This window comes from Pseudoalteromonas sp. PAST1, assembly GCF_021532515.1.
GTDB lineage: Bacteria > Pseudomonadota > Gammaproteobacteria > Enterobacterales > Alteromonadaceae > Pseudoalteromonas > Pseudoalteromonas simplex.
This window is the reverse complement of record NZ_JAKGBH010000080.1, coordinates 1-12427: the sequence shown is the minus strand read 5'-3', so window position 1 is coordinate 12427 and position 12427 is coordinate 1. Positions and strand designations below refer to the sequence as shown.

Here is a 12427-nt window from a genome sequence, read left to right as displayed (position 1 = left end):
AGTTAGGAATCGCACAATGGAAAAAGCTCAGTGGATATCATGTGCGCTCATTAGCAGAAACAGCGATGTACCGTTTTAAACAGTTGATGGGGGCTAAGCTAAATGCGCGTGATTACAATCGCCAACTAGTTGAAGCGATGATCAAAGTGAAGGCGCTAAATAAGATCAACACCCTTGGTCTGCCTAAATATCAGTAAGTTAAGTGAATTTGTTAGAGAGCTGCATTTGATCAACAAGGCCTATACTAACCTCAAAATCTATTCATTCACTACATACAGTCTTTTGATTAAATAATTGTAATGTTCAGCTTCACTTGTTGTCCTGATACAACTCTTTAATGGTGAGATCTTACAAGGCTCATCACCGAATACAATGATAGGTACATGGCCATAAAACATAACCGTGTTAGTGTCATCAGTGAAAGAAACGTTCAGCTTAGGTGTTATTGGTAAAGGTCTTTTCACCTTGATAAATTCGCCAGGTTTTGATTTCACTAATTCAATTTCTTTTTCAACCCATGGCGCCCATTCAGATCTAGTTTTACCTGAAGGTGGGTTATCTTTACTGCCGGCTAAATACTTAAGAAACTCTTCTTTGTTAATAGTTCTCATACTATTTTTGTTACACCAAGTAAAACCAACTCGTTTAACTGGGCCATCAGCAACTTTGATCAGCCTGTATATTTGTAAGGTAATAGCGTTAGGGCAAATTGACTGTATTAGCTCTCGCTTTTGACCTTGATTGAGTTTGCTGCTGTTGATGAGCTCTTTTATTATCACTTTTTGTAAATTACATGCATCCACCAGCTGTGAAGCTGATTGATAATGAATTGGCGCCAATTGGATAAAGCCAGGTAGTCTAAAAGGGTATTTAGGTGAGTGGTTATAATCTGGCGTAAACCGGGCAAAAGAACCTGTGGCCATACTTAATGCAGTAAAGCCGGTATGCTTTTCAGGGATTACTAATTCCCAGCCACTAGTATCGGACATATCACCAGCTGAAGCTGGTAACTTATAGCATTCAGCATGAACCACCTCACATTCATGAAGGAATTGGTTAAGTGCTTCAGTCGCACTAACTAATTGGTTAAATGCAAACGCAACATCATTATACAAAGACATAGGCAATTCAATTAAGCGGTTAATTTCTATACCATCATACCATTTATTGTATATAAAGCATACACCTCAGCATCTGCGTTTTTGTCCTTTGTTTAATTTAATTTTTCTTTTATTTATTTTTATCTTCTTGAAGTAGGGCGCAATTCAATCAGGGTTGTTCAATGGCACTATGGGCGGGTGAGTATTGATTTAAGATGTTAGTATGATGGTATAGCTTTAATGTTGTTAGTTAAGGTAGCCTTAATTCTTAGAAACAAGATATCCAGATGAAAATAACAGTGGATCTTTTATACCCTGCTAAATGCTTGATAAACTGTTAGCATTTGTAATGCTCATATCAAAAAATTCCTGCTCCAGTTATTGCTGTTTTATCAGATAATCTGCATGAGATAGAGTCACACGTTGGATTAGATAACCTATTTACGTATGCTGACGCACCAGGTGAACCGCCTGTAGGGTCTAAACAAGTAAAAATACAAGCTTGGTTACGACGAATTAATGAAGAATCTGATTTCCACTTAAAATTCTAGGGAAAATCATTGAAGAATACATGGAGTTATCTGATGAATTAGCTCAAGATAGCTATCAATGGGGGGACGGTAGTTCAGCTCCCAGCAAATCATTATTGGAGGTAATTAAAGGTCATGATATCCCTTCAATAGAAGCTGAGTTTAACCGCGCATTAAATAATGTAAATTCAGCCCCACGAGACGCTGTTTCCGCTGCATGTAATATATTAGAGTCAATCTTTAAGGTATACATTGAAGATAAAAAATTACCGTTCCCCCAAAAGCAAGATCTCCAAGGTGTCTGGAAAGTAGTAAGAGATGATTTAGGTTTTGACACTAAACTAGTTCAAGATGATGATCTAAAGAGGATTATATCTGGGATGTTGTCAATTGTGGGAGGCATTGGTGCATTTAGAACGCATGCTAGCTCAGCGCATAGGGAAGGACGCAAGGTTTATAATTTGAAACCACGCCACGCTAGGCTTGCTATTCACTCTGCGCATACTTTAGCATTATTTGTCCTCGAAACTTGGGATGAAAAAAGTCAAAAAAGCCTAAGAGTGTTTAAGCTTTGAATTAGCCGTTTAATGCTTGTGTCCTAAATGGCCAAGATTTGAGCCGCTGGAGTAGAAAATGTATTTGGCATGGGAAGATCTATTTCTTACTTTGTTTTTAGGCCGATTTCGAAAGGGGCGCGAAGCCCATAAATGAGTAAATCGAATTCTTAATCGCTACACTGGGGCAAGGGCAGCTTGATACTATTAAATTTGGGTAGGGTGCAGGGTGAGAGCATACTTTGTTAACAAGTATTAACCAAAGATAAGCTCAGCCCTGAATTCATCGTCAAAACTAGCCCTAACACACTTACTGCGTATCGAGTCTTTACGGCCTTTGTGCTGTTTTACCAGGTTGCGAACAACCCGTCTGAACAGCGCCATATTCTCCGCCGAAATCGGCTCGCTTATCTGGCAAGCGTCTTCCTTAAAGACGACATCCAACACCCAGTGCTGCTGATTTTCTATGTGCCAATGATGGAGGATTGCTTTCTGCAACATCTGTGCATCTGGCTCGACAGAAGTAACATAAAAGTGCGTGTCTATTTTTATTATTGAGTCGGACTTATTGTGCCTTTCGACTGCGACCAACGAAGTAAGCCCTGGCCATTTTTCTTTTATCTCTTTAGGCAGTTTGTCTGCTTTTAGAGCGTAAGTGATCCGTGTTTCCTGACGTCCATGCCCATTGCTGGTTTGTACGTCCTCAGGCAAATCTCCCTCTTCTTCAAAAGCTTTTTCAAAACATGAAGCGACTGCTTTATAAAGCGTTTTCTGATTTGCTTTGACCTGAACCAAATAGTCCGCATCTCTTGAAGTCAGTGCTGAGAGTGTCGCTTTCTGACAATGTAGTGCATCTAGTGTGATGATAGAGTCTGAAATATCGAGCACATCTAATAAGGCCCTAACTGCTGGGATCTCGTTAGATTTACTTTCTACGGTACGCTGATACAAAGTTAAACCAGATTCACAATCAAAAGCGGACACCAAGTGTAAGTTATCCTCACGCTTTTTACTGGCACCACGCAGAGTTTTCCCATCAAATGCAATAATTGGCTTGTCAGATTGAGTTCGTTGCTCGTTAACCCAACTAAGCAGGGCCAAAATCAGAGAGTCAGTTTCCACTGTTTTAAGAATACGAGCAATACTATGTCGCGTTGGAATACCATGTTTAAATGCTCTGAACTGTCGGAGCCAAGACAGCTTGCTGTGTCCAAACACTTCGATATCTTTCCAGCCTTCACAACCAGATAAAACCGCCGAAATGATAAGAAATAAGACATCAGTAAGGTCATGATGTTGATTGATGAAAGAACGCTTATCTTCCACAAGTTCAAGGTGGCTAAATAACGACATAATTAACAAGTAGATAGTGACAATGTGGGCGTTATTAGATCAGAAAAGAGGCGGATGTTAAAGCCTTTTTACAAAGTGCGATCCCGCCGTGGGGTAGGGTGTTATTAGAAATCGTTAAAGAAAGAGTTTTATCTGAGCCAATAATTTTTATAAAGCCAGACTCTTTATCTAATGTTTTTAGGCCTGTAAAAAATACCTCAGCAAACCAAAGAGCTTTGTCTTTATCCAATGTAAATCTTTTAGCTACATCTCCTCCAGCGCCACTATAACCAATTTCTACAACGTAATATTCTTTCATGTTTAACCTCTTATTTTAAATTAATTACTTTTTTACTATTGAACCACAAAGTTGGCCATCACGCTCAGAGTAAGAAAATTTAAAATTTTGAAACTCAGTAGATACCACTTTTATATTCTCAAGTTCAGATGAGTAAGTGTCATTCAATAGTTTTTCCTCTCCACTTATAGTGTTTAAGGCCGCATACGTAGTAAGAAGATCCACTTTTATTTGCTTTTTGATTGCAGCTCTATCATATGATAATGGATAACATGCAGTATTATCCCCAGGGATAATTGCTGCAGCTTCGCTAGATAAGCACGCTAAGATTATTGATATTAGTGCTGTACTATTTTTCATTGTAAGTCTTCCACATCGAGCATTTAAATCTAAGCTATCACACTCTTAAAATCGCGCTATTTTCCAGAACTAAACAATTTAACAGGCCCAAAACGCAATGTTCCTTGCTTTGAGTTCAATAGAGGCAATATCAAAGTAATGATTAAGGGAGTGTAAAACTCAAGTGGCAAAGTCATGCCGTATCGAAAATATGAATTCAAGCTGCAACTTCCAATGGATAATGAAATACAAAGTGAAATGTAAAATAACCCGCGTATTGGGCTTTGCTTTTTTTTAATGAGTAACATTTGAACCTCCAATTAACATCACTCAATGATAAATTTCAATGGAACATATTAAGTTTGTTTTTAATTAAAATTTCGATTTTTTTAGACCAAACATATTGGGGTTTTGCGCCCATCCCCTCGAAATTAACCTTAGTCTAAATTTTTAAGCTTTTTTCTAACTCTAATTACCGTACTTCGACTAACTCCAACTGCTTCAGCCGTTTTATTAATACTAAATCCAGCTTCAGTAAACGAGGCAATCCTATCATGAGCCTCTAAATCAGGCTGACGACCGTGATAAAGTCCCTTTTGCTGTGCTTTTACAATACCTTCTTTTTGCTTACGTTCACGTTCTCGATATTCTTTATATGCACTGGCCGCTAATATTTCTAACAGCATATTATTAATAGCACTAAGTATTGATCTCATAAAATCATCACTTGGAAAACTGCCAAATGTTAAATGACTGGTTGGTAGATCTAAACTAACAACACTAATTCCTTTTTCATTTATTGAGGCTACAAGAGTTTTCCAATCATCAGGGCTTAGCCTTGTTAAACGATCGATTGATTCAACTAACAAAACATCACCGGACTCTGATTCATCCAATAAACGAATTAGCTCTGGTCTATCTAAAGAATTACCAGATTTATTTTCTATATAAAAAGAAGCAATTCGTTTGCTGAAGCCAGAAACGAATTTTTTTAATGAGCTTTTTGCTCTATTTGCATCTTGCTCAGAAGTTGATGCTCGTAAATATGCTCTTATGAACATTTTTGCCTAATTAGGTCTATTTAGATGGTGTCATATCATATAGGTTTATTTAAGTGGTGTCATTACGTAATTGCCTGTGATATATTAACAGTATCTTTAGGGTGTACTCATGTAGAACTGCATGTAATAACACTAATTTGGACTTTGATAATGAAAAAGGATAAACCATACATTGTTGTGGTTTAATATTGTTGTAACAACGGTAACTTTACTTATTTAATAGAAGAAAAAACAAAATCAATTAGCGATGTTTAAACTGGTATTCATTGATGGTCACTTTAATTAGATATAAAGTAAGTAAACAAAAAGTCAGTAAGGTAATTGATAACGTGTCTAAACGAACCATAAGTATGTTGGCTAAAGAACTGAGTGTAAATGTCGAAACAATTCGCTTTTATGAACGCAAAGGCTTAATTAAACAACCACCAAAGCCTATGCAGGGCTATAGACATTACCCGAAAGAAACGGTAAATAGAATACATTTTATCAAGCGTTCTCAAGAATTAGGTTTTACGCTAAATGAGATTGAAGGGTTACTTGCGTTAAACGATAGTCCATGTAGTAAAGTACAAGAATTAGCTAATAAAAAGCTGATCGCAGTACAAAAAAAGATGGCTGACTTGTTGTTGTTAGAACACGCTTTGGAAGAACATTTAGGACAATGCCAAAATAATGATGACGATAGCCACTGCCCAATAATTGATTCGTTGCAACCGAAGTAAATGATTCACTTAACTACCATTTCCCACTAAAACAGCATATCCAATTTTACTTCTGCGCCTTAATTCAAGTTAGCTTATTCCCCGTATCTGTCGTAGCAGATTATCAAAGATAAATTTTTTATAAATCACCCTTGACTCCGTACTTAGGTACATGCAATACACTTGCATTATCACTTAATGAGGTATCTATATGAATCAAAAAGAATCAAACCTTCCAATGATAGGAGGCATCATAGCAGCATTAGGCGCAGGCGTATGCTGTGTAGGTCCTTTGCTCCTGTTATTACTTGGGGTAAGTGGCTCATGGATTGGTAATTTAACTGCATTTGAACCCTATAGGCCATTATTTATCGCATTTGTAGTGTTGTTGTTTGGTTACTCAGGTTGGAAAATTTACCGTCCTGTAGAAGAGTGTGAGCCGGGAACGGCCTGTGCAATTCCTAAGAAACAGCAACAACGAAAAGTCATTTTCTGGCTGAGCGCTATAGTTGCGACAATTTTAGTGACCAGTAATTATTGGATACTTTTGTTTGCTTAATATACAGATCAAGAAATTTATAACATTTTAAAATTTGGAGCTAATTATGAAAAAATTATTATTAACCGCACTGCTTTCACTTTCTAGTTTTGGTGCTTTTGCTGAAGTAAAAACAGTTACACTGGAAGTGCCAACGATGAACTGTGCGACATGTCCAATCACAGTTAAAAAGTCATTAGAAAATGTTGATGGCGTTGAAAATGCGAAAGTTACCTACAAGCCTAAGCTAGCTGTTGTTTCTTTTGATGACACTAAAACCAACATCAATGCATTAATTGCAGCGACTACCAACGCTGGCTACCCTTCAAATTTAAAAAGTGAAAATAAGTAATGTTTAGCCCCTTAGAACTAGTTACGCGTATCGGAGATAAAGCAGGCTCTATAGGTGCACTTGTTTCGGCAATGGGATGCGCCATGTGTTTTCCCGCGATAGCTAGTCTTGGTGCGGCAATTGGGATGGGATTTCTTAGTCAGTGGGAAGGGGTATTTATCAATACGTTGTTACCACTGTTTGCAGTATTAGCGCTGGCAATGAATATCTTAGGCTGGTTTAGCCATCGTCAATGGCACCGTAGTTTTATCGGTTCAATTGGCCCCATTTTGGTTTTACTCTCTTTATACCCTTGGTTCCAGTACGGGTGGAGTTCATACGTTACTTATACGGGGCTAGGACTAATGGTTGCTGTATCAATTTGGGACATGGTTTCTCCTGCGAATAAACGCTGTGATGATGAAACTTGTACCGCTTAACTTTTTAAGAGGAATAAAATATGTCAACGAATAGTTGTTGCTCGTCAAATGACATCCAGCCAGAACAATTACATGTAGCCATTATTGGTAGTGGTTCAGGGGCCTTTGCCAGTGCGATTAAAGCAGCAGAAGGCGGAGCAAGAGTTACTATCATTGAAGGAGCCGATGTAATCGGAGGTTGCTGTGTAAATGTCGGCTGTGTTCCTTCAAAAATATTGATCCGTGCTGCGCAATTAGCGCATCAGCAACGTACTAACCCGTTTGATGGTTTAGAAAATATTCAGCCACAACTTAGCCGCTCCTTATTAGCACATCAGCAAAACGCTCGCGTCGAAGAACTACGCGATGCTAAATATCAACGTATTTTAGAGAGTAATCCCGCGCTATCTTTACTTAAAGGTTATGCACGTTTTAAAAATCAAAATACCTTGCTAGTTCACAAGTCTGATGGTAGTGAAGAAGAGCTGGTTGCAGATCGCATTTTAATTGCAACAGGCTCTACACCAAGCATTCCGCCAATTAAGGGTTTAGTTGATACACCTTATTGGACATCAACAGAAGCCTTATTTGCAGAAGAGTTACCGAGTAGTCTAGTTGTCATCGGCTCCTCCGTTGTTGCTCTGGAAATTGCGCAAGCTTATGCCCGTTTAGGTAGCCGTGTGACAATTCTAGCCAGACATACCCTTTTATATGCTGAAGATCCGTTATTAGGTGAAAAACTGGCAGAGTGCTTTGAAAAAGAAGGTATTAGGGTACTTAATAATACGCAAGCAAGTCATGTTTCTTATGATAGCAATGGTTTTTCATTGGAAACTAACGAAGGAACATTAATCGCTGAAAAATTGCTTATCTCTACGGGTCGCCATGCAAATACTGGAAAGCTTGGTTTAGAAAATGTTGGTGTTGAAACAGATAAAAGTGGTGCCATTGTTGTTAATAGTATGATGGAAACATCAACAGCTAACATTTATGCCGCTGGAGATTGCTCCAATATGCCACAATTTGTTTATGTTGCTGCTGCTGCCGGAAGTAGGGCTGGAATTAATATGACAGGTGGAAATGCGCAACTCGACTTATCTACCATGCCTGCTGTTATATTCACCGACCCACAAGTTGCTACGGTAGGTCTAACCGAAGTACAAGCTTCAGCGGTAGGAATAAATACGATAAGTCGTGTACTTGATATGGAAAACGTACCAAGAGCTTTAGCAAATTTTGAAACGGATGGTTTTATCAAGTTGGTAGCTGAAGAATCCACGGGAAAACTGATAGGCGCACAAATTTTAGCCCATGAAGGCGGAGAACTGATTCAAAGTGCGGCTCTTGCTATTCATAATAAAATGACAGTCGAAGAATTGGCAGGTCAACTATTTCCGTATTTGACGATGGTTGAAGGATTGAAGTTATGCGCTCAAACCTTTAGCAAAGACGTTAAAGAGCTATCTTGCTGCGCAGGGTAATCATTTAACGGTAATGTACTTACAGAAATGTTAATGGAGTGCCAATTGATTGAATGTAATCAAGATATCTTAAGGCATTCCATTAACAACACAAATTGGAAGCATGCTAAGTCATGATTAAATCTAAGGTTGAAAACATTCCTGTTGGTGAAGTCAGTTTTTTGACAGAGATACCTGACATCAATAAGTTCATTAGTAGTGATGATGATGCGTTGGATTTTCCTTTGAGTATTTCTCAACTGGCACTAGCTGCACAAACATCTGTCCATACGGTAAGAAATTATGTTCTTGAGAACTTAGTACACTGCGAAGAAAAAACTAAGTCAGGCCATTCACTTTACGGCTTATGTGCATTAAAGAGATTAAAGTTCATTCGAGCAGCAAGGGCGGCAGGTCTTCTTGTAGTTGATATCAAGCCATTACTAATGGCAATAGATGCAGGAGAAAGAAAAGTTCCTGAAGACATCCAAAAGCTGCTACTTACTAAAATCGAGCATAGAAAAGTATTTTTAAATCTAGTAACAAACCAAATTGAAGAGTTTTGCAATTAGAACAATTATAGAACAGTTCATGGCTCGACTAAAAACTTGTTAGCTTATCTGTTTTCTATCAATGTTAGCTTGTATATATCAAGCATATAGAATATCAACACCTCCAATTTTTAATGGCACTTTGATGCGCAGTACCTTTTGAATTAGAAATACAAACAGATGGCATTCTTTAACTTATTGATTCTACATCACTAAGTAAACCAGCTAAGTCGATTTCTTTGCGGTCTTTATTAAAGGCATATTCCCCATTTAGATTAATGTGTTGCCAAGCAACAGGTGAAAGCCGAGAAATAACATCAACCACATCTTGCCTACCGTTCCTCTCTTGGATTTGTAAAAATGCCGATAGTAACGCGGAATTATAATAAATAATGCAATTTGAAATGAGTCGAGCACAATCGTTCCATTGTGATACTTGGTAATCATTCCCCCCACGAAATTTATTGCCATTAACTGAAGTAATAGCACGTTTTAACTGATGGTATGCTTCACCTCTGTTCAAGGCTTGCTGGACGTAATGACGCAACGTTGAATTATCAACATACTCCAAAACATAAATAGATTTAATTAAACGGTCGTACTCATGCAATGCTGACAATCTTCGGCTCTTGCCGTTACTCAACTTTCTAATGATTGTGCTTTGAGTGGTGGTTTTACGACTCAATGAACAAACAATATGCTGAATATTGTCCCATTCTTCAGCAATTAGCTTATGATTAATATCTTTCTTTAATTGAATACGGCCTCCGTTCTCTTCAGTCACTTCAAATAGCTCAAAAAACACCTTTTTCATTTTCGCGTATCGAGGGGCGAATGTGTAACCAAAGAAATCTAATATAGCGAAGTTAACATTATTGGTACCATGCGTATCGGTCGATAAGGTATTAGGCTGTATATCTGAAGAGTTGTTATAGAGTAAGTCAAAAGCAAAGTGACCTTCATATTCGTTAGCGCCAATGACTTGCGTACTCACCGGAACATGATTAGAAACCAATGTTAATGCTGAAACACCTTTACCTTTGGAGAAGTACTTAGACGAATACCGAGCCTTAAACGTATTTATGCGACACTCAAATTTTTGACCATCAATGCTTGAAAACAACTGATTATCGTCCACATGGTAATAGGCAAATATTGGCAACGTGGCTATAGCATTAGAAACCTGATCATTAGACGTTTTGAGTGTTTCATATCTGACATAACTATCATCTACACTGCGTAATTTACCCATTGAACGGTCAGAGATATTCGCCATTTTATATAGGCCGTAATTGGTGCCGTTTGCCAATATACAGGCGATCAGATCTTCTTTATTTACTGGTGATTTTTCTTTAGTTGCTGATATGTGTGTAAATGAATTTAAGTAACCTGTCTTTTGATCAACAAACAACATGAGTTCAACGATACCCATGTGTTGAATTTGATTGTAGAGCGGGTTTTCAATTGTTTGTTGCCAACGGCTGTTAGGAATTGACCACTTGAGTTCGGCTTTGCCAGGAATAAACTCAACATACTTATTATCACCACTAAAGATATGCTCGCTTGCTTCCTTCAGCTTAACTTCTAATTGTTGGCTCTTATCTGCGAGTGTTTGGTTAATCGGTGTTGCCAGCTTATCAAGGCCAGTGTTTTCAATGATTGTCTCTTTTTGCTGCCATTCTTTAGGTTGTATAAGATCTGACGTTAAACTACGGTTATTAACGCTTTCTTTCACCGTTAAGCTATTACTGTGAAATAATTGTTCGGCTTTACGATAAAGGAAATACTCAAATCGATTAGCAATTAATTTGGTATTTTCTCCCTCTAAATACTCTCGGTCATGTTTAGGTACCACATCGATGTTAATGGTTTGGATAGCCTTTAATTCACTAAGTTCAGAATGTGCCATAACATACTGCTCATGGAGTTCATCCTTTAAATGAATGAACTCAATATCGATAGACATAAATAATGAGCGGATAAGTTTTTTAATTTTACTGGATTGTTTATCAATAAATTGCCATTCGTACTGACGGCCATCAAAGTCGTTATTATCTAAGTGATCACTTAACAGTTTAATACTGTCAGCAGGGATCAATTCAAAGGCTTTTTTACGTACATCACCAAAGCTTAAATCATCGTCCATATCGGTATCGATGAAGTACTTTAATAAACTACCAGCGGATTTTAATTTGGTTCTTACAATGGTTACATCTTCAACAATACGCTGCTTTGCATAGCCTTTAGCTGATTCGGTTAACTTCCTTACCAAGTAAATAAATGCAGCAACAAGATTGTCGTTAGTCTCTCGGTACCTGAAGAACAAGTAACAAACGAGATATAAAATAGTTTGGCTATCTGCGTGTCTTCTAAGCTTATAAACGGACTTGTGCTTTACCAGTGAAGCATAGTATTCAAGATTTTTAGGTGATAGCTCCAGTTCAGCAATCAGTGACTTAATTTCTGGATAAAGCGAGCGTATAATTTTATGCGTCTTCAGCTCTTGGGTGATTTGGCTCGTTGAAAAGTCCTTAGCCATTTTCTTTAACTTGGCTAAGTCAGTAAAGGTATTATTTGACTCAAGTAATTTAAGTAATGTTTTTCTGGTACCTGAAGACAAACTATCAAGCAGCACCATTTCAATTCGGTTACGCTCATTTGATAATACCGTAGAAATAGTGTCTTGCAGCGTTGTATAACCAGCTAGCGCTATTCTGTTTTGACCAAAATAAGCAATACATTCATCAAAAACATACCTTGGTTCAAGGTTGATTTTTACAACATCGTTAAGCCTTTTTAATAGCGGCTCTTTATCTAACTTGCTTTGGTATGCTGTAAACCCTGTATATTTTAATAACTTATTAATCAGCTTAGTTTTTGTTGTTGGTGGGCGTTGTTTCCTAAAAGTTTGAACTATCTTGCCAGCCTGTGATCAGATCATCTATATCCTACTAGCCTGTGCAACAACAATGAGCAAAATCACAAACTGGTCTCACTATAATCAAGCCCTCGTTAACCGCGGTAATATTCGCTTCTGGTTTGACGAAAAAGCAACGCGTCATTGGTATAACGAATGTACTCACGGTGGGCGTGGCCGCTCTAATCATTTCTCTGATCTTGCTATTGAAACTTGCTTAACACTCAAAGCTGTCTTTGGCTTGTCGTTCAGGGCACTACAAGGGTTCACACAATCGGTATTATCTTTGATGAAGC

14 protein-coding genes and 1 pseudogene are annotated in these 12427 nt (G+C 37.9%); 9 read left to right on the top strand and 6 right to left on the bottom strand.

The window, feature by feature from the left end; genetic code table 11:
- Positions 1-197: pseudogene (locus L1272_RS21850) on the top strand (IS5/IS1182 family transposase); the annotation flags it as partial.
- 60 nt (positions 198-257) lie between these two features.
- Here the strand turns inward: L1272_RS21850 and L1272_RS21845 are convergent.
- A complete protein-coding gene (locus L1272_RS21845) occupies positions 258-1121 on the bottom strand; it encodes a DNA replication terminus site-binding protein (protein WP_235374278.1) in 864 nt (287 codons plus the stop codon).
- Positions 1122-1671: 550 nt separating this feature from the next.
- On the opposite strand from L1272_RS21845, the gene L1272_RS21840 reads away from it, so the two are divergent.
- A complete protein-coding gene (locus L1272_RS21840; protein WP_235374277.1) occupies positions 1672-2205 on the top strand; it encodes an abortive infection family protein in 534 nt (177 codons plus the stop codon).
- Between the two features lie 234 nt (positions 2206-2439).
- Here L1272_RS21840 and L1272_RS21835 read toward each other — a convergent pair whose 3' ends face one another.
- The 4 genes from L1272_RS21835 to L1272_RS21820 form a co-directional block, all read right to left on the bottom strand.
- Entirely contained in the window at positions 2440-3537 is a 1098-nt protein-coding gene (locus L1272_RS21835) for an ISAs1 family transposase (protein WP_235374276.1), read from the bottom strand.
- 34 nt (positions 3538-3571) lie between these two features.
- Positions 3572-3835, bottom strand: a complete 264-nt coding sequence (locus L1272_RS21830) for a hypothetical protein (RefSeq protein WP_235374275.1) — start codon at positions 3833-3835, stop codon at positions 3572-3574.
- A gap of 24 nt (positions 3836-3859) precedes the next feature.
- Positions 3860-4174 carry a hypothetical protein gene (locus L1272_RS21825; protein ID WP_235374274.1) on the bottom strand — a complete coding sequence of 105 codons (315 nt, stop codon included), beginning with the start codon at positions 4172-4174 and terminating at the stop codon, positions 3860-3862.
- A 416-nt stretch (positions 4175-4590) separates the two neighbouring features.
- Entirely contained in the window at positions 4591-5214 is a 624-nt protein-coding gene (locus L1272_RS21820; RefSeq protein WP_008467336.1) for a recombinase family protein, read from the bottom strand.
- A gap of 350 nt (positions 5215-5564) precedes the next feature.
- On the opposite strand from L1272_RS21820, the gene merR reads away from it, so the two are divergent.
- The 6 genes from merR (at position 5565) to L1272_RS21790 (ending at position 9235) form a co-directional block, all read left to right on the top strand.
- Positions 5565-5936: an Hg(II)-responsive transcriptional regulator gene (merR, locus tag L1272_RS21815; protein ID WP_033011277.1), complete on the top strand. Its 372-nt coding sequence runs from the start codon at positions 5565-5567 to the stop codon at positions 5934-5936.
- Between the two features lie 190 nt (positions 5937-6126).
- Positions 6127-6474 carry a mercuric transporter MerT family protein gene (locus L1272_RS21810; protein WP_016899520.1) on the top strand — a complete coding sequence of 116 codons (348 nt, stop codon included), beginning with the start codon at positions 6127-6129 and terminating at the stop codon, positions 6472-6474.
- A gap of 46 nt (positions 6475-6520) precedes the next feature.
- On the top strand, positions 6521-6805 hold the full coding sequence (gene merP, locus L1272_RS21805; RefSeq protein ID WP_008110847.1) for a mercury resistance system periplasmic binding protein MerP: 285 nt from the start codon (positions 6521-6523) through the stop codon (positions 6803-6805).
- Complete coding sequence (gene merC, locus L1272_RS21800; protein ID WP_008467331.1) at positions 6805-7224, top strand: organomercurial transporter MerC; 420 nt, start codon at positions 6805-6807, stop codon at positions 7222-7224. The genes merP and merC overlap by 1 nt, the downstream gene beginning before the upstream one ends.
- A gap of 20 nt (positions 7225-7244) precedes the next feature.
- The gene (gene merA, locus L1272_RS21795) at positions 7245-8684 is read left to right on the top strand and encodes a mercury(II) reductase (RefSeq protein WP_008467329.1); all 1440 of its coding nucleotides are present in this window, start codon (positions 7245-7247) and stop codon (positions 8682-8684) included.
- Positions 8685-8797: 113 nt separating this feature from the next.
- Entirely contained in the window at positions 8798-9235 is a 438-nt protein-coding gene (locus tag L1272_RS21790) for a MerR family transcriptional regulator (RefSeq protein ID WP_008110853.1), read from the top strand.
- A 169-nt stretch (positions 9236-9404) separates the two neighbouring features.
- Here L1272_RS21790 and L1272_RS21785 read toward each other — a convergent pair whose 3' ends face one another.
- Positions 9405-12131: a Tn3 family transposase gene (locus tag L1272_RS21785; RefSeq protein WP_328250372.1), complete on the bottom strand. Its 2727-nt coding sequence runs from the start codon at positions 12129-12131 to the stop codon at positions 9405-9407.
- A 52-nt stretch (positions 12132-12183) separates the two neighbouring features.
- Between L1272_RS21785 and L1272_RS21780 the strand changes: the two genes are divergently transcribed.
- The coding region (locus L1272_RS21780; protein ID WP_235374273.1) for a transposase at positions 12184-12427 on the top strand (244 nt) is incomplete at its 3' end.